The sequence below is a fragment of the Mesobacillus boroniphilus JCM 21738 genome (genome assembly GCF_000517385.1).
Classification (GTDB): Bacteria; Bacillota; Bacilli; order Bacillales; family Cytobacillaceae; genus Mesobacillus; species Mesobacillus boroniphilus.
The window spans coordinates 1-23,201 of the sequence record NZ_BAUW01000065.1 but is presented as its reverse complement, the minus strand read 5'-3'; the positions used below and the strand labels follow the sequence as shown (position 1 = coordinate 23,201).

Here is a 23,201-nt window from a genome sequence, read left to right as displayed (position 1 = left end):
AACCAATTAAAAAACCCGCCTGGTATTCAATGCTACCGGCGGGTTCTGTTTTTAACTGACCATTAAACTCATATCTGTAATGCTATGAGCTATTGCCTCTTTCTTCTTTTTATATTGTTTAACAAAACCCATGATTGCAGGAATGAAGGCAGTAAAAGATACCATGAATAAAGTAAGGAACAGGTTATTCTCTACCCATGCAATATTCCCCTGTGAAAATCCTGCGGTTAGCCAAAACGCAGTCAAGACGATTCCACCAATAATATTGTAACTCAAAAATGTTCTATGTTCATATCCTGTTTAACCTGAGAACCCAATTTTGTTCACTATCCTACTCACCTTGAAACACAGATTACAAGCAGAAAAGGTTATTGGATAAAAAAATAGTTATCTTCGAATAATAACTTCACAATAGTAATCTTCTCTAAAATACATACGTTAATGTAAATGCGATTTATAGTTGGAGGTTTTTTTCGTGGAAGATATTAACCATAACGTCAGCCTGACATCAGGGGAATTAGCGAACCTTTGGTCTCAATATATGAATGATTCACTAACTATTTGTGTACTAAATCATTCCATTAAAAATGTAAAAGATGTGGGCATCAAGGAAATCCTTCAATTCGCCCTTAGCATTGCCGAACCTCATATTGTTAAAATTAAAGAATTTCTGAAACAAGAAAATTACCCGGTTCCAAAAGGTTTTACAATAGAGCAAGATATTAATCTTAATGCTCCCCCATTATTTTCAGATACTTTCATGTTGGTATATATGCATATCATGACGTTACATGGCATGACAGGCTATGCCGGAGCAGTAGGAACTTCTGTCCGCGCTGACCAAATCACCTATTTTATTCAATGCAACAAGGAAGCTATGGAATTATACGAACGAACTGTTCACTTAATGCTAAAAAAAGGCATTTACAGCAGAACACCACATATCAATAGTCCAGAAAATGTTGATTTTGTAAACGATAAAAGTTATCTAACTGGCTGGTTTGGAAAAAAGCGGCCATTAAATGCAATGGAAATTAGCGGGCTTAGTTTCAATATGCAAAAGACTGCAGTAAAAGTTGTGCTGGAAATTGGATTTGGACAAGTCTGCCAATCAAAAGAACTCCAGAAATATTTTAATAAAGGAAGAGATATATGCAAGAAACATTTCGAGACTTTTAGGTCATTTCTAATTAAAGACAATTTATCTTCTCCTCATTTATGGATATCAGAAGTTACTAATTCAACTGTTCCTCCATTTTCAGACAAACTGATGTTATTTCACATCGTCACATTAGTTTCTGCAGCTATTGGGTTTTATAGTGCAGGATTGTCAGTATCACAAAGACGGGATCTTGCTTTAGAGTATACAGGACTTGTCACAGAAATCGGGTTATATGCAGAAGTTGGGGCACAGCTGTTAATAAAAAATGGATGGCTTGAGCGGCCGCCCCTAGCTGATGATAAAGATGCGTTATCCAATAGCCAGTAAAAAGCTCTTTTAACTGCTCATTCCTTAACTATTAAGTCAACCCGTATACTGTTTAATATGAAAAACACGCAGCCTTTTATTTATGGCTGCATGTTTTCTCTTTAATTATGCCTAGCTGTTCCCCATTCAGCTGGGTCACTACGCCATTCGGCCAGGCTATCCAGACTCTCTTTGTTGATTAAGCCCTTTTCCTCCGCTAAATTCGCAAGAGTCGAAAAGTCAGTCAGAGAATATGCGGCGATATTCGCGGAAATAAGCTGCTGGGCACCTTTTTCCAATTCATATGTAAAAATCGAGACTACCCCTAGTACATCGCAGCCTGCTTCCCGCAATGCCTCGACTGCATCAATAACACTGCCTCCGGTTGAGATTAGATCCTCGACAACTACCACCTTCTGGCCATCTGTAACCTTTCCTTCAATCTGATTTCCTTTTCCATGTCCCTTCGCTTTGGATCGGACATAGCTCATTGGCAAATCAAGCAGTTCGCTGACCCATGCTGCATGCGGAATTCCAGCAGTAGCTGTTCCGGAGATCATCTCAGCTCCTGGGAAATGCTCAACAATCAAACTCTTCAGCCCTTCAGCCACTTTCCTCCTGATAGAAGGGTAAGATAGCGTGAGTCGATTATCGCAGTAAATCGGTGACTTCATCCCCGAAGACCATGTAAATGGATTGTCAGGCTGTAAGCTAACGGCTTCGATTTCCAGCAATGCTTCTGCTATTTCTCTTTTCATTGGTAAACACCCTTCCATGCATTTTTGATCTTTAGGTAGCTTTCAAGCGGATTGATTGCTCGTGTAATCGGCCTGCCGACGACGATCGCCGAAATTCCTTGTTCTCTTGCAAACTCAGGTGTTGCCGTACGCTTCTGGTCCTGATGCCCGCTGTCCGCAGGGCGAATACCCGGTGTGACGGTCAGGAATTCTGCACCCAATTGGCAGTGAATAAAACTGGCTTCATGAGGAGAACAGACCACTCCATCAAGGCCAGACCCTTGTGCAAGTTTCGCATAGTTCAATACCGATTCCTGCAAGCCTACTTCAATTTGTTGTTCCAGCTTAACCTGGATTTCAGACGTGCTTGTGAGCTGGGTGACTGCGATACAGCAGGGTCTCTTTTGTCCCGGAGCTGTTCCAGATTCCAGCCCCTCCAGTGCAGCGCTCATCATCTCCGATCCTCCAGCAGCATGGACATTGACAAGGTCACAGTCTAAACTAGCTAACACCTTCATCGCACTTTTTACCGTATTAGGAATATCATGGAGTTTCAGGTCAAGGAAGATTTTATGATTCTGCTTCTTTAACTCCTCAATGATTGACGGCCCTTCGGCATAAAAAAGCTCCATTCCAACTTTTACAAAAAGCTGTTCATTTTCAAATGGTTCAAGGAACTCACGCACCTGTCCCTTGTTCGGAAAATCAAGGGCGATAATAAGCGAGTCTTTCATTCTTCTTCCAGCTCCTTCCCGTTAATTCTGAAATATGGTCTGCCCCTAGCTTAGCAAGCCATTCCGGCAATTCTTCAATGATTTTCGGGCATACAAAAGGATCTACAAAATTCTGGGTTCCGACCGCTGCAGCACTTGCACCGGCAAGGAAGAACTCGATGACATCTTCAGCGGATTGAATTCCTCCCATTCCAATGATTGGGATCGATACATGCTGGCTGGCTTCATAGATCATCCTGATGGCGACTGGTTTTACTGAAGGGCCCGACAAGCCGCCAGTTTTATTCGCAAGAATCGGCTGCCCTGTCATAGGGTCGATTCTCATGCCAAGTAAAGTGTTGATCATCGTAAGTCCATCCGCACCGCCATCCTCAACTGCCCTGGCGATCTTGACAATGTCAGATACATTGGGAGAAAGCTTTACATACACAGGCACTTCAGATAATTCCTTTACCTTTCGGGTAAGTGCCCTGGCCATGTCTGGGTCCGTGCCAAATGCGATGCCGCCTGTTTTAACATTTGGACATGATATGTTTAATTCAAGTGCATGGACATTGGGAGCCTTGGACAATTGTTCTGCTACCCTTACATAATCATCCTCCGTTGAACCAGCGATGTTCGCAATGATTGGCACATCAAACTGGTCTAGCCATGGAAGCTCTTCATTGAAGACCTTTTCTAGCCCAGGGTTTTGCAGGCCAATTGCATTCAACATTCCGCCCGGCGTCTCGGCAACCCTTGGAGTCGGATTTCCGAATCGCGGTTCCGGAGTTGTCGCTTTTATCATGATTGCCCCTAGCAAACTCAAGTCATATAATTGGCTGAACTCTCTCCCAAAACCAAAGCATCCTGAAGCCGGCATTACCGGATTTTTCAAATTTAGTCCCGGCAGATGAATCGATAGCGAACTCATATGACAACCTCCCCTGCTTGGAAAACTGGCCCATCACTGCAGACCTTTTTATAAGTGAAACCTTGTGGATCATCCTTCGTATGGCAGACACATGCAAAGCATGCACCGATTCCGCACCCCATCCGCTCTTCTAGGGACAAGTATGTTTTCTGTGCATAATGTCCATTCTCGATTGCCCGCAACATTGGTGTTGGACCGCAAGCAAAGACAATATCTGGTTGGACCTCTAACCCATCAAGAATCTCAGTGACAAATCCTTTTCTTCCATATGATCCATCAACAGTCGCCACATAAACTTCCCCGAATTCAGCCAGCTCTTTTTCGTAAAAAACAGCGTTAAATGACTGAAATCCTATAATGCTTATAACGGTTACCCCTTTACGGGCCAGCTGCTTAGCAAGCTCATACATGGGAGGAACACCTACTCCTCCGCCAACCAGGACAGCTGTCTGACCCTGATACGCTTCATCCACCGGAAAGCCATTGCCTAAAGGTCCCAGGACATCGACAATCATACCTATGGATTTATCGGCAAGCAGGGATGTGCCTTTTCCCTGCCTCCGGTAAATGATTGTGAACGACCCATCATTGATTGAAGCGATGCTTATCGGCCTTCGCAGCAGCGGATCGAATCCGTCTGTCACTTTTACATGGACAAACTGTCCGGCCTGTGCCATTTCAGCGGAAAGTTCACCTTCCAAGACTAGTTCAAAGATGTTATCTGCAATTGGTCTGTTGCTGACGATCTTGCAGTTTTCCTGCCTGATCATGAAAGCACACCTTCTTTGGCCGACTCCATCGGCTTTAGGGCATCTGCTGAAAATGTCATAGATTCAATGACTCTTAAAATCGCTTTTGCAGTATCCAGTGAAGTCAAGCAAGGCACGCCATTTTCCACTGATTCGCGGCGGATTCTGAACCCATCACGTTCAGGCTGCTTGCCTTTTGTCAACGTATTGATGACCATCTGTGCTTCTCCTTTTCGAATCACATCAATCAGGTTCAGGCTTTCTGAGTCGATTTTCCCGACGGTTTTCACCTTAATGCCGGCATTCTCGAGATGTTTGGCTGTACCCTCTGTCGCCATCAATTGATAGCCAATGTTCGAGAATCTCTTCGCAAGTGCCAATGTTTCTTCTTTATCCTTATCTGCGACTGTAAGCAGGACTGTACCGAATTCCTTTATTTTCATACCGGCAGCAATCATGCCTTATACAAAGCTTTTTCCAGCGTTGTATCCTTGCCCATAACTTCTCCGGTAGACTTCATTTCCGGTCCGAGCGTAATGTCTACGCGGCGTAATTTTTCAAAAGAGAACACTGGCACCTTCACAAAAACTCCATCCTGCTCAGGTACAAGACCGGTTTCGTATCCCTGCGCTTGCAGACTCTGGCCAAGGATGACCTTCGTTGCGATTTTTGCCATCGGAACATTCGTGATTTTGCTCAGAAATGGCACCGTACGACTTGAGCGCGGGTTCACCTCGAGCACATAGACTTCTTCATTAGCAATTACATATTGAATATTTAGCAAACCGACAATGTTCAGCCCTCTTGCAAGATCGATCGTAAAGTTTACCAGCTTTTGTTTAACTTCCTCGCTGAGGCTTTGTGGCGGATAGACGCCGATTGAATCACCCGAGTGGACTCCAGCTCTTTCGATATGCTCCATGATGCCCGGTATCAGTACATTTTCTCCATCGGAAATCGCATCGACCTCTACTTCTTTTCCAGTCAGATAACGATCGATCAGCACCGGATAATCCGGATTGACCTTCACAGCGTTTTTCATATAATGCAGAAGTTCTTCTTCCTTATAGACAATCTCCATGCTCTTCCGCCAAGTACATAGGATGGGCGCACAAGGACTGGGTAGCCGATTTCAGCTGCAATCAATGCTGCTTCTTGTACTGACTTCGCTGTGCTTCCCTTCGGCAACGGGATTTGCAAGTTAGATAGTGCGTGTTCAAATTTATCGCGGTCTTCAGCTCGATCCAGGTCTTCAAGGCTTGTTCCGAGAATCTTCACTCCCCTGTCAACCAGCTTTGAGGCCAGATTAATCGCTGTTTGCCCGCCGAATTGGACGACAGCGCCAATCGGGTTTTCGAGATTGATAATGTTCATGACATCCTCAATTGTTAACGGTTCAAAGTATAACTTATCTGAGATGCTAAAATCGGTAGAGACCGTTTCAGGGTTGTTATTGACGATGATTGCCTCATAACCCGCTTCTTTGATTGCTTTAACGGAGTGAACAGTTGCGTAATCGAATTCGATGCCCTGACCAATCCTGATTGGACCCGAACCCAGTACAATGACGCTTTTTCTTTCTGTCACTATTGATTCATTTTCTTCTTCATATGTACAATAGAAGTATGGCGTTTCTGATTCAAACTCAGCAGCACAAGTATCGACCATTTTAAAAACAGGAATCAGCCTGTTCTCAAGACGCCATTCGTAAACGGCCTGTTCCTCCACATTCCACAGATCGGCTATTACCTTATCGGAAAATCCTTTCTGCTTTGCTGATTTAGTTGTTTCCAGGTCAAATTTCTTCTCAGCAATCACTTGCTCAAAAGCTATCAATCTCTCTAATTTATGAAGGAAAAATAAATCGATTTTGCTCCAATTGTGGAGAGTTTCAATTGAAATGCCTCTTCTGATTGCCTCTGCAAGGTAAAACAATCTCTCGTCCCCTGCCTTGCGAATCCTCTTTTCAAGCAATTCATCGTTAATTTCGATTTGATTACTCAAAGAAAGGTGGATCACATCGGCTTCAAGCGAACGAATAGCCTTTAACAGCGACTCTTCGAAAGTGCGGCCGATTGCCATCACTTCACCTGTTGCTTTCATTTGTGTTCCAAGTGTCCGGTTAGCGGATTCGAATTTGTCAAATGGCCATCGCGGGATTTTAGTTACGACATAATCCAGCGCAGGCTCAAAGCAGGCATATGTTTTTCCCGTCACCGGATTCAGCATTTCATCTAGTGTCAGTCCAACAGCAATTTTTGCCGCAAGCTTGGCGATTGGATAGCCAGTCGCTTTTGAGGCCAATGCTGACGAACGGCTGACTCTTGGATTTACTTCGATTACATAGTAGTTAAAGCTGTCCGGATCAAGAGCGAGCTGGACATTGCAGCCACCTTCAATTTTCAACGCCCTGATGATTTTCAAGCTGGCATTCCTCAGAAGCTGGTATTCGCGGTCACTCAATGTCTGGCTCGGCGCCACGACGATGGAATCTCCTGTATGGACTCCAACCGGATCGAAGTTTTCCATATTGCAGACGACAATGGCGTTATCATTGCTGTCCCGCATCACTTCATATTCAATTTCCTTGAATCCGGCAATGCTTTTTTCAAGCAAGCATTGACCAACGGGACTATTTTTAATGCCGCTTGTAACAATCTCAATCAATTCTTTTTCGTTGCTGCAGATTCCGCCCCCAGTTCCTCCCATCGTAAATGCAGGGCGAACAATCACTGGATATCCGACTCTCTCCAAAAATGTATAGGCCTCTTCTAGATTGTATATGATGTCGCTGTCAGGCACCGGCTGTCCAAGCTCGTTCATCAGGCTTCTAAACAGCTCCCTGTCCTCAGCCTGGTTGATCGCTTCCAGCTTGGTTCCGAGAATTTCCACGCCGCATTCTTCCAATACACCTGCTTTGGCAAGTTCAACAGCCATATTTAAACCTGTTTGTCCGCCAAGGGTTGGCAGGATAGCATCCGGTCGCTCCTTGCGGATGATCCTTGCCACAAACTCAAGAGTAAGCGGCTCTATGTATACGACGTCCGCAATTTCCGTGTCAGTCATGATGGTTGCTGGATTCGAGTTGACGAGGATTACCTTATAGCCTTCTTCACGCAGCGCGATGCATGCCTGTGTGCCTGCATAATCGAATTCTGCGGCCTGGCCGATGATGATCGGGCCTGACCCGATGACTAAAATACTGTTAACATCTTTACGCTTTGGCATTTGTAACAGCCTCCTTTTTTTCTGCTTCAACTAGCTCGATGAATTGGTTGAATAATTCGTTCGCATCCTCCGGTCCTGGTGACGCTTCGGGGTGATATTGGACAGTGAATGCCGCCGCGGTTTTATGGGCAAGGCCCTCAACCGTTCCATCATTTAAAGCTATATGCGTAACCTCAAGCTGTGTCCCTGCGATAGATTCTTCGGTAACTGTATATCCATGGTTTTGTGAGGTCAGAGCCACTTTCCCTGTTCGCAGATCTTTTACTGGATGGTTTGAGCCACGATGGCCGAATTTCATTTTCTCGGTATTTGCACCGCAGGCAAGGGCGAACAGCTGGTGCCCGAGACAAATCCCGAACAATGGAACCTTGCCTAGCAAACCCTGGATCATTTCGATTGCTTCTGGAACATCCTTTGGGTCGCCAGGTCCATTTGACAGCATGATGCCATCTGGACTCAAGCTGAGGATTTCATGTTCAGTCGTATTATAAGGGACGACAACCACATCACAATTACGATCAATCAGTTCCCTCAAAATCCCATGCTTCAGGCCAAAATCAACCAGTACAACCCTGTGGCCGCGTCCTGGGCTCGGATAAGCTGTTTTCGTTGATACTTGCAATACCTGATTGTTCGGAAGGATTTTGCTTTTAAGATAGGCAATAACCTCCTGGGGATCTTCTTCAATCCCGCAAATAGATCCCTTTAAGGTTCCATGTTTTCGAATGATTTTTGTCAGCTTTCTTGTGTCGATTCCAGCTATGCCCGGAATGTTTTTCATTTTAAGATAAGCATCCAAAGACAGTTCAGAGCGCCAATTTGATGGAAATTCAGCATTTTCCTTCACGACGAGACCCTGGACAGCAGGACTGATTGATTCAAAATCATCCCGGTTGATTCCATAATTCCCTATTAGCGGATATGTGAATGTTACAATTTGTCCGCAGTATGATGGATCAGACAGGATTTCCTGATACCCAGTCATTCCTGTGTTGAAGACAACTTCCCCCATCGTCGCCGTCTCACTTCCAAAGCCTTCTCCAATAAAAACCGTGCCTTCCTCTAATATCAGCTGCTTCTTCATGCCGTCACAACTCCCTTTTCCCAGACTATTTTTCCTTCAGCAATCGTCAGCACAGGCCATCCCTTACAGCTCCAGCCTGCAAATGGTGTATTTTTTCCTTTTGATAAAAACTCATCTGGATTGATTTCCTTTTCTTCATCAAGATCAATCAATATCACATCGGCCGGCACGCCAACTTTCAGCTCACCATAAGGCAATCCAAATGCTTTGGCTGGTTTGACAGTCAAAAACTCAATCAACTGTTTTAAGGTAATGATGTTTGTTTTCACCATATGTGTATATAAGAGCGGGAACGCTGTTTCAAGACCAACAATTCCGAATGGCGCTAGCTGGATTCCCTCTGCTTTTTCCCCGATTGTATGCGGTGCATGGTCAGTGGCGATAAAATCAATTGTCCCGTCTAGCAGTCCTTCAATCAACGCCTCCTGGTCTGCCTTGCTTCTTAGCGGTGGATTCATTTTATAATTGGCATCATTTCCTATTATGTCATCTTCATTCAAAAGTAAATGATGCGGCGTTACTTCTGCTGTGACCTTTATGCCATACCTCTTCGCGTCACGTACTGCCCTGACTGATTCATTCGTGCTGATATGGCAGACATGGTAGTGGCAACCTGCTTCTTCTGCAAGCAGGATGTCCCTTGCTATATGTACAGATTCACATACTGACGGGATTCCATTGATACCCAGTTCAGCAGCTTTCCTTCCCTCATGGAGAGAGCCTTTATTGATCAATGTATTTTCTTCGCAATGTGCAACGATTGCCATATCAAGCTTTGCAGCCCTTTTCATTGCTTCAAGCATCATCCCTGCTGATTGGACTCCCACACCATCATCAGTCAGGGCAAATGCACCGCCTTCCTTCAATTCTGCAAAATTCGTTAGCTCCTGTCCTAGTTCACGTACAGTAATAGAGGCATATGGCAAAACCCTTACAGAAGCTGTTTCCTCAATTTTTCTCTGAAGCCATTCCATCTGGTCTTTTGAGTCCGGAACAGGCCTTGTATTCGGCATTGCGGCTACAGTTGTGAAGCCGCCCCTCGCTGCAGCCAGCGTACCAGTAGCAATCGTCTCTTTTTTCTCGCCGCCTGGCTCGCGCAGATGAACGTGCAGGTCAACCAATCCTGGTGCCACCAGCCTACCTTCTGCATCAATAATTTGCTTAGCATCTGCAGAGATTTCAGGACCAACTTTTGCGATTTTTCCGTTTTCTATTAAAATATCTACTGTTTCAAACCCATTTTCAGTAACTAGTTTGCCATTCTTGATTAGAATCGACATATTCCAGTCCCCCATTTCTATTTTCAAGCGCTCTTTTTAACGCTGCCATTCTAATGTACACACCATTTTCCATTTGTTTAAAGATACGTGACTTTGGACTTTCAACTAGATCATCTGCGATTTCTACACCGCGATTGACCGGTGCAGGATGGAGGATGATGCTCCCCTGTTTCATCAGCTTTTCTCTTTCGAGCGTTAAACCATGCTTTCGGTGGTACTCATTCTTATCAAACAGGAGTTTGCCATCATGCCGTTCATGCTGTACACGAAGAAGCATGACCACATCAGCCAACTCGATTGCCTCGTCTGCTGACATATAGCAGCAGCCCGGAGGAAGCTGGTTTTGATCCACCCAATCTTCAGGTCCAGAAAAAACAACTTTTGCTCCAAGTCTTATAAGCGCATCTGCATTGGACCTCGCAACACGGCTGTGTAGAATATCACCGATGATCGTGACTGTAAGATCTGTAAACCTTCCGAATTCCTGCTGGATTGTCATCAGGTCCAGCAATGATTGTGTTGGATGATGCCCTTTTCCGTCACCGGCATTGATTATTGGAATATTAATGCCTTTTTCAAGTTCTGAAAAAAAATTATCCGTACTGTGCCTGATCACGACTGCGTTGGTGCCAATTGCTTCAAGCGTTTTTACGGTGTCGTACAATGTTTCACCTTTTAGTACACTTGATGTCTGGACCTCAAATGGGATTACCTCAAGTCCCAGCTTGCGTTCAGCCATCTCAAAGCTCGATTTCGTTCTCGTGCTTGGCTCGTAAAATAAATTGCTGATGAACAGCTTTTCTTTCGGCTGCCACATCTCCCCGCCAGCAAATTCACTTGCGGACAAAATAATTTCCTGTATTTCTTTTGCACTAAGCTGTGATGTCGTCAGTAAATCCCATTTCATCGCTGATCCCCCCATCTTTTTTGCAAGAAAAAAGCACCCTGTTTTCTGTCCAACAGGGTGCTTAAGTATGAGCTTGCCGGCATAAACCCGGTAATTCCAGGTTTGCGTCCATCTTGAATAAGCCGGTTCGCCCATAACACCCTTCCAAGCCTCTCTGGACTTTATTAAAAGGTGGTACTATGCTACATCGTTCTTTTTCTCAGTTTTTTTTTCTTCTTCCATTTCAAACATATCTTCTTCTAATTCTGGACGTCCAGGAAGGACTAGGTTAAGGATGACACCGATTAGTGCCGCTAAAGCCATCCCATGTATTTCGAAGTTTTCATTCAGCTTGATGAATGCTCCGCCAATCCCGATAACCAGGATGACCGATGAGACGACCAGGTTACGAGTATTGCCAAAGTCAATCTTGCTGTCGACAAGCATTCTCAAACCTGATGAAGCGATGATCCCGAATAACAGGATTGAGACGCCGCCCATGACAGGTGTTGGGATTGAGCTGATCAATGCTGTAATTTTGCCGATGAATCCGAATACTGTTGCGATGATGGCTGCTCCAAGCAGTACATACACGCTATATACTCTAGTAATTGCTAGTACACCGATGTTTTCACCGTAAGTTGTCTTTGGCGGTCCGCCAATCAAGCCCGAAATCATCGTAGCCATTCCGTCACCCATGATGGAGCGGTGAAGGCCGGGCTCTTTAATATAGTCTCTGCCGACAACCTTGCTCAGAACAAGCTGGTGGCCGATATGCTCGGACAAAGTAACGATTGCTACTGGAACCATCAGCATGACGATTTCCCAGCTGATGCTTACATTGTAATGAACGAAAGGGAAGATGAAGTCTGGCATCTCGAAAATATCTGCTTTTTTTACTCCGCTGAAGTCTACGATACCTATTGCCATTGAGTAAAGATAACCCACAATGATTCCGGCAAGGATTGGGACCATGCTGAACATTCCCTTTCCGTAAATCGAGAAGACGATTGTCGCTGCAAGCGTTACTAAAGCCGCAGAGAAATGAATCAAGCTATACTCAGTAGTTCCAGGGACATTCATTGCCATGCTGACCGCTGTTCCTGCAAGTGAAAGTCCAATGACTATGATGACCGGGCCGACTACCACTGGCGGTAGCAGGCGCATGATCCAGCGGTAGCCTGCCTTCTTGATGGTCAGGGCTACTATTCCGTATACCAGACCGGCTAGGAATGTTCCAATCATCGCCGCACCAGGTCCTCCGCCTGCTTTGGCTGCTATGACAGGAGCGATGAAAGCGAAGGATGAACCCAGGTAAGCCGGAACCTGAAATTTTGTGATAATCAGGAAAGCGATCGTTCCAAGTCCGCTTGAAATCAAAGCGATTGCCGGGCTTAAGCCGACCAGGTAAGGTACTAGTATTGTCGCGCCAAACATGGCGAATAAGTGCTGAAGGCTAAGTGTGAACCACTGGAATGGTGATGGTACATCTTTAATATCTAGGATTGGTTTGTTCATATTTATTCCCCTCTCTGTTTTAAAAACAAAAACCCTCTTTGCCAGAAGTTGCAAAGAGGGTTTGGGTAAAAAAGCCCGCACAAAGCCATCAGCCATGCGCTCCCCCTTTTTCAGCCTCTCTGGACTACATTTAAAAGGGCATTATTTATTTTTCAAAAATGCTTACGCGTTCTTCTTCATCAACTTCCTGAAGCTCGACGACGATTCTTTCCGAGCTTGATGTCGGTATGTTCTTTCCCACAAAGTCTGCTCTGATCGGCAGCTCTCTGTGACCTCTGTCGACCAGCACTGCAAGCTGGATGGTCGCCGGCCGGCCGATGTCAATCAAGGCATCCATCGCCGCACGTACTGTCCTGCCTGTATAAAGGACATCATCCACCAGAATCACCTTTTTATTCGAGATGTCAACCGGGATGTCCGATCCTTTTACCTCAGGCTCCTGGTCATCCGTCTTCTTCGTCAAGTCATCGCGATACAGGGTGATATCAAGCTCACCTACCGGGATGTCCGCTCCTTCAATCTCGCGGATTCTTTCCGCAAGCCTTTTGGCGATATAAATTCCTCTCGTACGGATCCCGACAATGACGCTGTCTTCGATTCCTTTGTTTCTTTCGATGATTTCATGGGCAATCCTCGTCAGTGCCCGGCGGATTCCTTGGTTGTCAAGCACAACCGCTTTTTCAGCCATTTGTTTTCACTCCTTCTCCATTTACGATTGAAAACGGAATATTATTCGCAAAAAACCCTCTTGTCTGTTTAGGCAAGAGGGTAAACGTGTGGTGTTAGCGTGCAGCATGGCATACAACATATGCCTGTTGCAAATCCGTTTCCTTCTCAGCCTCACGGGACTGTCTTTAAAGGACTTATTAAACTATAGTCATCTTAAAATAGATGTTGAACTTTGTCAACGATTTTCTCTTAAATCGTTCAAAAGCTGCACGAAATATTCAGGAAGCGGAGCTTCAAACTCAATATACTCCCCTGTCCTTGGATGCTCAAAACCAAGAAGTCCAGCATGCAATGCCTGTCCGCCAAGATCGAGCGTCTTTTTCGGGCCGTATTTCGGGTCTCCAGCCAGCGGATAGCCGATGTATTTCATATGAACACGGATTTGATGCGTCCTGCCTGTTTCTAGCTGACACTCAACAAAAGTAAAATCCTTAAAGCGTTCGAGAACATTAAAATGTGTGACCGCATTTTTGCCATTATCGACTACTGTCATGCTCTGGCGGTCCTTTTGATCGCGCCCAAGCGGAGCGTCGATTGTACCATGATCATGTTGGATATTTCCGTGAACGAGCGCCTTGTATTTGCGAGTAACACTTTTAGCTACAAGCTGGTTCACCAGGCTTTCGTGTGCCATATCATTTTTGGCAACCATCAAAAGTCCGGATGTATCCTTATCAATCCTATGGACGATTCCCGGGCGGAGAACGCCATTAATGCCTGATAAATCCTTACAATGCGCCATCAGACCGTTAACAAGCGTTCCAGTCATATGTCCAGGCGCAGGATGTACGACCATTCCCTTAGGTTTGTTCACAACAAGAACATCTGCGTCCTCATAAAAAATCTCAAGGTCCATTTCCTCAGCAATTACATCTAACATTTCTGGCTCAGGAATGATGATTTCCAGCTTGTCATTAAAGCTGCATTTATAATTTGTTTTGATTTCAGTTCCATTGACAAGAACGTTGCCATCCTTGATCCATTGCTGCACCTGGCTTCTCGACCATTCTGCATCAAGTGTCGAAACTACTTTATCTATTCTGTCACCAGCCTGTTCTTCACTGATGATGTGTTCCATTTTCTCCATAAGCTTTTCTTTTCGCCTCTCTCTCTTCCCTGATCATGTCAATCATCAACAATCCTACACCGATCACCAGTGCAGAATCCGCGATATTGAAGATAGGGAAATCGTATCCGAAAATATAGGTGTTGATAAAATCCACCACTTCTTTTCGGTATACCCTGTCGATAAAATTCCCAATCGCCCCGCCCAGCATGAAACCAAGCGAAACACCAAGCAACAGCTTACCTTTAGCTGCCTTTTGTATATAGACGACAAGGCCAATCACCACTATGATGGTAATGACATAGAAGAACCACATTTGTCCCTGCAGGATTCCCCATGCAGCACCACGGTTACGGTGCGATGTAATATACAAAAAATTCTCTATGACCTTTATGCTCTCCCCAAGCTCCATGTTTTTGACAATAAACCATTTAGTAACCTGGTCAAGCAAAATAACAAACAGTGCAATTATGTAATAAAACACAAAGGTAACCTCCACATCAATTCATTACCTTTGAATTTTAGCACATATAAGATCAAAACGACAGATTTTATAAATTTGAGTAAGAAAACACCTACTAACAGCAAAGTTCAACTTAAAAATAGCGATTAGTATCTTGATTTTAACCGAAAGTGAACTGTCAAAATGGTTTATTGGCGATATATCCATTTGTATAGCGAAAATTTATTTTTTATAGCGATTTTTTTATTTTTATAGCGAAAAAAATTTATTTTATAGTGATTTTTTCTCTTTTATAGCGAATTGGAAATTTTCATTGATTTTTTCCAGTACAGTTTGTGTGGAAATACAATTCTAAGTTTCTAAATGCATTCTTGAATTGATCTCTTTTTACAAAAACAAATTTTTAATAAAACTTACTAATAGATTGGTTTACGCCAGTATTGTTCCAGATGTTCCAATTCATTCGCTGATCTAGCTGTAGGTATTGTCTGCAAAAACTCATAAGGTAAATATTCTCCAGATATTTCGCACTTCCCATACTCGCCATATTCCATTTTCTCCAATGCTGTTTCTATATCGTTTAATTCATCAACAATGTATTGCAAAATCCTCTCATCTTTCTGGCCGTTATTCAGGTACGCTAACAATTCTGTTCTCGTTTCGCGGAGCTCGTTGTAAATGTAATCAAGATTACTTTCCATGTATCTGCCCCCGTTCCTGTTTACAGCTATTATTTCCCGTTGCTTCTTGCTGACTCAGTTAAACTTTTTACATGTACTGCAGGATTTCCCAAGGAGGATGATAATTGGCAATAAGAAAAGCGCAAGCGCCTTGTTCAGCCCCGACAAGCGTTGGAGGGCCGACCGGTGAAGTCGCTCTTTGACTTCATCGGGCGGACCGAAACGTCTCGAGGGGCTAGGCGCTGGAGCTAGACACTAATCTAAGTGGATAAGTTTATGCTTTCTTATCCAGAAAAAAAGAACTCCGGATAAAATCCCGGAGTCCGAAAGTTGATTAGTAATTCTCTTTCACAACAGTTGCACAGCGTTCACATAATGTTGGGTGTTCTTCAACTTTGCCGACTTCTGGTGTGACTACCCAGCATCTTTCACATGTTTCACCTTCAGCTTTTGTAACAACAATCGCTGAATTTTCAAGCTTGATCGCGTTGTCAGGAGCCTGATCGTAGCTTCCTGCCACTTCGAAGCCTGAAACAATGAACAGCTGGCTTAGGTTTTCAGAGATTGAATCAAGAAGCTCTTTTGTGCTGTCATTTACGTATAAAGACACTTTTGCAGTCAGGGACTTACCGATGACTTTCTGATTCCTTGCTTCTTCAAGGGCCTTCAGGACATCGTCACGAAGCTTCATGAATGAGTTCCACTTGTTCTCTAGAGCTTTTGCATTTGAGAAGTCTTTTGCTTCAGGCATTTCTGTAAGCTGGACGCTATCTTCCTTAGCAGAAGGGATGAAAGCCCAAACTTCATCAGCAGTATGCGAAAGGATTGGAGCAGTCAGCTTAACCAACGCAAGCAAGCTTTCATGCAATACAGTCTGAATAGCTCGTCGCTCAGAGTTATCCGCAGATTCGATATATAAGACATCCTTTGCAAAATCAAGATAGAATGCACTTAGGTCAAGTGTACAGAAATTGTTGACCGCATGGTAGACGCCTGCAAATTCATAATTGTCATATGCATTGCGTACATATTTGATCAATTTGTTCAGCTTCACGAGCATAAACTGGTCAACTTCACGCAGCTGTTCAAATGGCACTGCATCTGTTTCAGGGTTGAAATCAGAAAGGTTGCCAAGCAGGAATCTAAATGTGTTACGGATTTTCCGGTACACTTCAGCAACTTGCTTAAGGATCGCGTCAGAAACACGTACATCTGATTGATAATCAACAGAAGCAACCCAGAGACGCAGGATATCAGCACCCAATTGGTTCATAACCTTGGCAGGAACGACAACGTTTCCGATTGATTTACTCATCTTGCGGCCTTCGCCATCTAGTGCGAAACCGTGGCTCAATACACCTTTGTAAGGTGCTTTGCCTGTTACTGCAACTGCTGTTGATAATGATGAGTTGAACCAGCCGCGGTATTGGTCAGATCCTTCAAGATAAAGGTCTGCGGGACGCTGGAGGTCATCACGCTCTACCAGCACTGCCTGGTGGGATGAGCCTGAGTCGAACCAAACATCCATGATGTCCGTTTCTTTCGTAAACTTGCCATTAGGGCTGCCAGGATGGCTGAAGCCTTCAGGGAGCAATTCTTTAGCTTCCTTTTCAAACCAGATATTAGAGCCTTGCTCACGGAAAAGATTTGAAACATGGTCGATTGTTTCGTCCGTAATGATTTCTTCCCCGTTCTCTGCATAGAATACCGGAATTGGTACCCCCCATGCACGCTGACGCGAAATACACCAGTCACCGCGGTCACGGACCATGTTGAATAGCCTAGTTTCGCCCCATGCTGGTACCCATTTTGTTTCTTCTACGGCTTTTAGCAGTTCACTGCGGAAATCCTTGATAGACGCAAACCACTGCGCTGTAGCACGATAGATAACAGGCTTTTTCGTTCTCCAGTCATGCGGGTATGAGTGTGTGATGAAGCTCAACTTCAGTAAAGCACGAGCTTCTTCAAGCTTTTCTGTGATTGGCTTGTTAGCCTGATCATAGAATAATCCTTCAAAACCTTCTGCTTCAGCTGTCATAACACCCTTGTCATCCACAGGGCATAAAACTTCAAGGCCGTACTTCTGGCCAACATGGAAGTCATCTTCCCCGTGTCCAGGTGCGGTGTGGACACAACCAGTACCTGCATCTGTAGTAACGTGTTCGCCAAGCATGACAAGTGAAGTCCGGTCATATAATGGATGCTTAGCAAGGACACCTTCGAGCTCTTTACCAGCAACTTTTTTAACTGTTTTAGCAGTTTCCCAGCCGATTTCATTCGTAACCGTTTCTAGAAGTTCTTCAGCAAAAAGGAATTTCCTTTCGTCAGCTTCTACGACAACGTATGTCAAATCAGGATGTACGGAGATTCCAAGGTTTGCAGGAATCGTCCATGGAGTTGTCGTCCAGATGACAATCTCAACATCTTGGTCAAGAACTCCTTTGCCGTCTTGTACAGGGAAGCCAACATAGATTGATGCAGAACGCTTATCCTGGTATTCAATCTCAGCTTCAGCAAGTGCAGATTCACTTGACGGTGACCAGTAGACAGGCTTTTTGCCTTTGTAGATGTATCCCTTTTTGGCCATTTCGCCGAATACCTTGATTTGCTGGGATTCATATTCAGGCTTCAAAGTGATATAAGGATTTTCCCAATCGCCTCTCACTCCAAGACGTTTGAACTGTTCACGCTGGTTGTTGATTTGCTCATAAGCGTACTCTTCACATAGCTTCCTGAACTCAGCAACCGTCATCTCCTTGCGTTTTACTCCCTTGTTCGTCAATGCCTGCTCGATTGGCAAGCCGTGAGTGTCCCAGCCAGGTACATATGGCGAGCAAAAACCGCTCATTGATTTATAGCGGACGATAAAATCCTTGAGGACTTTATTAAGTGCGTGGCCCATATGGATATCTCCATTGGCGTATGGAGGTCCGTCATGCAAGATGAATAGCGGACGTCCTTCAGTGTGCTTTTGAACCTTTTCGTAAATATTCATTTCTTCCCATTTTGCCTGGATTTCAGGTTCCCTGTTCGGAAGATTTCCTCGCATTGGAAACTCGGTCTTCGGCATGAGCAAAGTGTCTTTGTACTCCATTCTATTGATCCTCCTATTTTTACCGTAGCAATATCATGATAGGTAACGATACAAATAAAAAAACCTCTTCATCCCTGAAAAGGGACGAGAAGGTTTTTATTCCCGCGGTACCACCCTAAATAGACAAGGATTCATCATCCTGTCCTCTTAGCATTCTTAACGCGAATGTCACGCCTGTACTTACAGATCCTAAAAGGATGTTCAGCTCGGAACTATCGGGTGATTTTCTGGCTATCCGCTTGCAATGGGCTTCCACCTTCCCCATTTCGCTGAAAAGCAAGCAACTGGAACCGCCATACTGTCCCTGTCATCGTTTCTGTCATGTATTGCACTTTGTTATGAAATTATATGCGAAATTGCGTGTCTGCGTCAAGCCAGTGAATCTTCTTCTTCTCTTGCAGCGGCTTTCAATTCTGTTGAATCTAATTCATATTCAAGCAGATGATCCCAATCATCAGTGTTCAGCATATCAAGCTGCGCTTCGATCAGCATCTTGAACCTTGTCCTGAATACTTTTGACTGCTTCTTCAATTCTTCAATTTCCAGGGCGATTTTACGGGCCTTGGATAATGATTCGTTGATGATCCTGTCAGCGTTCTTTTCCGCTTCCTTGACGATCAGCTTTGCTTCCTTTTGCGCGTTGCGGCGTACTTCTTCCCCTGCTTCCTGCGCGATCACAATGGATTTATTAAGTGTTTCTTCTATATTTGTAAAATGGCCAAGCTGGAATTCGTTTCATTCAGCTTTTCTTCAAGCTCTTTTTTCTCGCGGATAATTAGTTCGTAGTCCTTGATCACATTGTCAAGAAACTCATTTACTTCATCTTCATCATACCCGCGAAATCCCTTATTGAATTCTTTGTTGTGTATGTCTAACGGCGTTAAAGGCATGACGCCACCTCCCATTAAGTTATAATCCTTTATGTACTTAAAGCAATGATTCGACAAATAAACTAAAAATCCTTCTTCTATTACTATATAATTATTTTTTTCTCCCGGCAATAACCCGATATTTATCTTTTTTTGTTTTTCCTTCAATTGTGATAATTTTAGCACGACCGTATCCACGTGCGGAGATAATATCTCCTTCACCGCATTCAAAAGCAGTATTTTCAATCGCTGTCCAATTGACCTTAACCTGGCCGTGCTGGATGAGCAGCTGGGATTTTTGCCTAGAGATATTAAACAGTGCTGACATGACAGTATCTAGCCGCATTGACGATACTGTTGTGGTCATCTCATTCCATTCCTCGGTTATTCCCACCGCCTTTTCAAGCGGAAGCTCTGACAAGCCAATCGATGCCCTGCCAATCGATTCTAATTGAAGACGGATATAATCAGCGATTTCCTCAGCTGCAAAAAATTGTACGTTATCCCCATCAATCAGGATATCTCCAAATTTACCGCGCTTCAATCCAAGCGACATCAGGCTGCCTAAAACTTGGCGGTGTTCAATATTCACAAACTTCTTTGCATAATCGATTCCGAAAAGCTTTACCTGGAAGTCCTCTTCTTTAGCTACCAAATACTCAGGAAATAAGAATGCCCGTTTTCTCTCAGTATTTGATGCACCGCCAAACAGCTCCCACTTAACATCGGGATGCTTGCCGATGACCGTGGCGAGTATCTGCTGCTCCCTCGGATCCAGGAAATCAGTCAATCTCGGAGCATAGTTTTGTTCAACATATTCTTTCCAGTTAATGACCTGATCGATGAATTCCCGTTCCTCAGGGCGGAAATGCTGGTAAATACTCATTTTGTTCTCCTTTTACACTTAAAACATTCATATTGATAGAAAATAAGCAGGGCCTGATTCAGACCCTGCATGAGAAGCATTGATTACTATTAGAACCATTCAGCGAGCTGATACAAACCGCTGACAGCAAAACGCAATACCAGGAACGCAACGATTGGCGAAATATCAATCATGCCGATTGAAGGAACAATCCGTCGGAAAGGCTCCAGGAAAGGTTCGCAAATACGTGCTAAAAATTGTCCAATTGCTGTTTCTCTTGCATTAGGGAACCATGACATGAAAATATAAATAATCAGGGCCCACTGATAAAGACTGACTATCTGAGCTATTATGCCTATTACTACATCCATTTACTCTACCACCTCGACTCTTGGTAATCCCGCTCCTGCATCAGTTCAGAAATATTTCCTGTTACTTCTACATTATCCGGGGTACATAAGAAGATATTCATGCCGATTCGCTGGATATCCCCGCTGATCGCATAGACTGTTCCGCTGAGGAAATCTACTATACGCCTTGCCTGGTCCTGTTCGATACGCTGCAGGTTCACAACTACTGCCCGGCGATTTTTAGATGATCAGCAATTTCCTGTGCTTCAGCATACATTCTTGGCTCCATCAGGATTACCTTTGAAGCCTTTTGCACACTTTGCAGGCTTACAACATTCTGCTTTTGCTGAACATGCTGTTTATTGGGCTTGAAAGGCTCGGCTTCTCCCTCGAGCATTTCCTCATCATTATAGTCATATTCATCTTCCAGGAAAAAAAATGTCTTAATTTTTGATTTTAAGCTCATTTTAATGCACCTCCGATTCATTGCCTACCAAGGCAGTGCCAATACGCACCATTGTCGATCCTTCTTCAACAGCTATTTGAAAATCATTTGACATTCCCATTGACAGTTCATTACATGGTGCATAGTCATACATAAGCGATTGTACTTCTGCTTGCAGCCTTTTCACTGTCCTGAAGCATTCCCTGATCACTTGCTCATCCTCCGTTAAAGGAGCCATCGCCATCAATCCGCTGATTTCGATATTGGAAAACTGCTTCAATTCCTGGACAAAACCAATGACATCCTCAGGTTTTAATCCGTGCTTGCTCTCTTCGCCGGATGCATTGACCTGGATCAGGCACCTCACTTTTGAATCGGACCGCTTGTTGATCTCCTTGGCAAGCGAAAGCCTGTCCAATGAATGGATATATGTAACATGCTCAATGATGCTTTTCACTTTTCTCGTTTGCAGCGTCCCGATAAAATGCCAGACCGGCTTGTCCCCTAATTGGCCAATTTTGTGAAGCAGACCTTCATCCCTATTTTCACCAAGATGGGTGACACCAGCTTCAATGGCTTCCTGCGCCCGTTCTGGTGAAACATATTTAGTAACCGCAATGATCTTGATCTCTTCTGGATTACGCCCGGTTTTTTTACAGGCATCTGCTATTTGATTCTGGATAACCTCCAGATTTTCCCTGACTTTCATTATGGATGGCTATCCTCCTTCCAGCCGATATAAGCCATCATTCGTCCTGCATTACCCTTATCCCGTCTATGGGAATAGAAATGCTCACTATGGCAGCTAGTGCAAAAATCGGTTACATGTATATTCCCGCCTTTTACCCCTGTCTTTAACAGGATCTGACGGTTTAATTCCTGTAAATCGAGAGAATATTGGCCCTCACTAATTTGATTATATGGTAATATATCGACACCATCTAGTAAATTTTTCACTAAGTTGATGACTCTCTCATCAACAATATAACATTTTTTGCATATTGATGGGCCAATAATGGCAGAAATTTTTTCTGTTTTTGCGCCATTTTGCTGAAATTTGCGGACCATCTCGGCTGCAATTCCCTGAACAGTGCCTTTCCAGCCTGCATGAGCGACTCCAATCATCCTTGTCTCCGGTTCCATAAAATAAAGAGGGACACAGTCTGCAAAACAAAGTGTCAGCAGAATTCCTTGCTCATCTGTCAAAAAGCCATCCGTTCCTGAAAAGGAAGTATCATAGGTCGTTGAGCCTCTTCCTTGATCTGATTTTCCGATTTTGGCAATGCTGATATCATGAGTTTGTTCCGCTCCAACCCAGCTGGAAAGAGGAAATTCGATCTTATCGGCCAGCAGGAGACGATTTTCGCAAACAGCATTCTGCTCGTCTCCTACATGAAAACCGAAATTCAAACCAGAAAATGCATCCTGCTTGCTCACACCGCCATTCTTTGTCGTGAATCCAGCTTCAAGTCCAGGATAACGCTCCATCCACTCTTTAATTTTAAAATATTCCTGGCTTTCTAAGATGAATGGCTCCATTACTTATACCTCACACGTTTTTTTTGTCTAGTTTATCACATACAAGCCGCAAAACAACAGTATGTTACTCCTCACTATCCTTATGCTGCAGATATCCCCCGCTGTCTTTATACCGGACTAAAATGACATCTTCACCTATTTTCAGGATATTTGTCCACGGAATCACAACCTCATCTTCCTTTCCGAAGAATCCAAGCACCTTACCTGAACTCCCAATCACAACAGCTTCGATTTTACCGGTATTTAAATTGATTTCAAAATCCTCTATATTACCAAGCCTTTTTCCATCCGAGACATTCACAACATCCTTAACTTGAAATTCTGTCACTTTAACCATACAGATCCCTCCGGATTTCGCTTTGGCATTAATTAGCCCTTATATAAAATATATGAAGAGGAAACAGATGTATGAATTACTTCAGTGGATCTTGAATCTAACGGAGTTGTCCTCTTAGAAAATGGCATCAACGCACTGACTTATAATCAAAGAACAAAAAGCGCAAG

20 protein-coding genes, 3 pseudogenes and 1 other annotated feature are annotated in these 23,201 nt (G+C 44.0%); of the genes and pseudogenes, 1 reads left to right on the top strand and 22 read right to left on the bottom strand.

Features of this window, described 5'->3' with window-relative positions:
- Positions 1-51: 51 nt before the first annotated feature.
- Positions 52-246, bottom strand: coding sequence for a hypothetical protein (locus JCM21738_RS15800; protein WP_035209644.1), 195 nt, complete (start codon positions 244-246; stop codon positions 52-54).
- Positions 247-475: 229 nt separating this feature from the next.
- Here JCM21738_RS15800 and JCM21738_RS15795 point away from each other — a divergent pair, with 229 nt between their 5' ends.
- Positions 476-1,489: a DUF3231 family protein gene (locus JCM21738_RS15795; protein ID WP_023614956.1), complete on the top strand. Its 1,014-nt coding sequence runs from the start codon at positions 476-478 to the stop codon at positions 1,487-1,489.
- A 101-nt stretch (positions 1,490-1,590) separates the two neighbouring features.
- Here the strand turns inward: JCM21738_RS15795 and pyrE are convergent, their stop codons facing one another.
- From pyrE to JCM21738_RS15690, 21 genes and pseudogenes are all read right to left on the bottom strand, one after another.
- Positions 1,591-2,226, bottom strand: coding sequence for an orotate phosphoribosyltransferase (gene pyrE / locus JCM21738_RS15790; protein WP_023614957.1), 636 nt, complete (start codon positions 2,224-2,226; stop codon positions 1,591-1,593).
- A complete protein-coding gene (pyrF, locus tag JCM21738_RS15785) occupies positions 2,223-2,939 on the bottom strand; it encodes an orotidine-5'-phosphate decarboxylase (protein WP_023614958.1) in 717 nt (238 codons plus the stop codon). Before pyrF ends, pyrE begins: the two co-directional genes overlap by 4 nt.
- Positions 2,911-3,852, bottom strand: a complete 942-nt coding sequence (locus JCM21738_RS15780) for a dihydroorotate dehydrogenase (protein WP_023614959.1) — start codon at positions 3,850-3,852, stop codon at positions 2,911-2,913. Before JCM21738_RS15780 ends, pyrF begins: the two co-directional genes overlap by 29 nt.
- Positions 3,849-4,622: a dihydroorotate dehydrogenase electron transfer subunit gene (locus JCM21738_RS15775; RefSeq protein ID WP_023614960.1), complete on the bottom strand. Its 774-nt coding sequence runs from the start codon at positions 4,620-4,622 to the stop codon at positions 3,849-3,851. Before JCM21738_RS15775 ends, JCM21738_RS15780 begins: the two co-directional genes overlap by 4 nt.
- Positions 4,619-7,829 (bottom strand): annotated as a pseudogene (gene carB / locus JCM21738_RS15770) (carbamoyl-phosphate synthase large subunit). The gene JCM21738_RS15775 and the pseudogene carB overlap by 4 nt, the downstream one beginning before the upstream one ends.
- Positions 7,816-8,913, bottom strand: a complete 1,098-nt coding sequence (locus JCM21738_RS15765) for a carbamoyl phosphate synthase small subunit (protein WP_023614962.1) — start codon at positions 8,911-8,913, stop codon at positions 7,816-7,818. The pseudogene carB and the gene JCM21738_RS15765 overlap by 14 nt, the downstream one beginning before the upstream one ends.
- Entirely contained in the window at positions 8,910-10,193 is a 1,284-nt protein-coding gene (gene pyrC / locus JCM21738_RS15760; protein WP_023614963.1) for a dihydroorotase, read from the bottom strand. Before pyrC ends, JCM21738_RS15765 begins: the two co-directional genes overlap by 4 nt.
- Positions 10,156-11,100, bottom strand: coding sequence for an aspartate carbamoyltransferase catalytic subunit (locus tag JCM21738_RS15755; RefSeq protein ID WP_023614964.1), 945 nt, complete (start codon positions 11,098-11,100; stop codon positions 10,156-10,158). The genes pyrC and JCM21738_RS15755 overlap by 38 nt, the downstream gene beginning before the upstream one ends.
- Before the next feature lie 177 nt (positions 11,101-11,277).
- Positions 11,278-12,597 carry a solute carrier family 23 protein gene (locus JCM21738_RS15750; protein WP_031307888.1) on the bottom strand — a complete coding sequence of 440 codons (1,320 nt, stop codon included), beginning with the start codon at positions 12,595-12,597 and terminating at the stop codon, positions 11,278-11,280.
- Positions 12,598-12,742: 145 nt separating this feature from the next.
- On the bottom strand, positions 12,743-13,285 hold the full coding sequence (gene pyrR / locus JCM21738_RS15745; RefSeq protein ID WP_023614967.1) for a bifunctional pyr operon transcriptional regulator/uracil phosphoribosyltransferase PyrR: 543 nt from the start codon (positions 13,283-13,285) through the stop codon (positions 12,743-12,745).
- A 216-nt stretch (positions 13,286-13,501) separates the two neighbouring features.
- A complete protein-coding gene (locus JCM21738_RS15740; RefSeq protein ID WP_023614968.1) occupies positions 13,502-14,413 on the bottom strand; it encodes an RluA family pseudouridine synthase in 912 nt (303 codons plus the stop codon).
- Entirely contained in the window at positions 14,385-14,876 is a 492-nt protein-coding gene (gene lspA / locus JCM21738_RS15735) for a signal peptidase II (protein ID WP_023614969.1), read from the bottom strand. The genes JCM21738_RS15740 and lspA overlap by 29 nt, the downstream gene beginning before the upstream one ends.
- Before the next feature lie 395 nt (positions 14,877-15,271).
- Entirely contained in the window at positions 15,272-15,556 is a 285-nt protein-coding gene (locus JCM21738_RS15730; protein ID WP_023614970.1) for a TraR/DksA C4-type zinc finger protein, read from the bottom strand.
- A gap of 313 nt (positions 15,557-15,869) precedes the next feature.
- Positions 15,870-18,629 carry an isoleucine--tRNA ligase gene (ileS, locus tag JCM21738_RS15725; protein ID WP_023614971.1) on the bottom strand — a complete coding sequence of 920 codons (2,760 nt, stop codon included), beginning with the start codon at positions 18,627-18,629 and terminating at the stop codon, positions 15,870-15,872.
- A 77-nt stretch (positions 18,630-18,706) separates the two neighbouring features.
- Positions 18,707-18,949 (bottom strand) — a binding site (T-box leader).
- Positions 18,950-18,998: 49 nt separating this feature from the next.
- Positions 18,999-19,519: pseudogene (locus JCM21738_RS15720) on the bottom strand (DivIVA domain-containing protein).
- Between the two features lie 91 nt (positions 19,520-19,610).
- The gene (locus JCM21738_RS15715; RefSeq protein ID WP_023614973.1) at positions 19,611-20,384 is read right to left on the bottom strand and encodes a YlmH family RNA-binding protein; all 774 of its coding nucleotides are present in this window, start codon (positions 20,382-20,384) and stop codon (positions 19,611-19,613) included.
- An 89-nt stretch (positions 20,385-20,473) separates the two neighbouring features.
- A complete protein-coding gene (locus JCM21738_RS15710) occupies positions 20,474-20,734 on the bottom strand; it encodes a YggT family protein (protein ID WP_023614974.1) in 261 nt (86 codons plus the stop codon).
- Positions 20,735-20,739: 5 nt separating this feature from the next.
- Positions 20,740-21,179: pseudogene (locus JCM21738_RS15705) on the bottom strand (cell division protein SepF).
- 1 nt (position 21,180) lies between these two features.
- On the bottom strand, positions 21,181-21,867 hold the full coding sequence (locus tag JCM21738_RS15700; protein ID WP_023614976.1) for a YggS family pyridoxal phosphate-dependent enzyme: 687 nt from the start codon (positions 21,865-21,867) through the stop codon (positions 21,181-21,183).
- Positions 21,867-22,697 carry a peptidoglycan editing factor PgeF gene (gene pgeF, locus JCM21738_RS15695; RefSeq protein WP_023614977.1) on the bottom strand — a complete coding sequence of 277 codons (831 nt, stop codon included), beginning with the start codon at positions 22,695-22,697 and terminating at the stop codon, positions 21,867-21,869. The genes JCM21738_RS15700 and pgeF overlap by 1 nt, the downstream gene beginning before the upstream one ends.
- Positions 22,698-22,761: 64 nt before the next feature.
- Entirely contained in the window at positions 22,762-23,034 is a 273-nt protein-coding gene (locus tag JCM21738_RS15690) for a YlmC/YmxH family sporulation protein (RefSeq protein WP_023614978.1), read from the bottom strand.
- Positions 23,035-23,201: the final 167 nt, after the last annotated feature.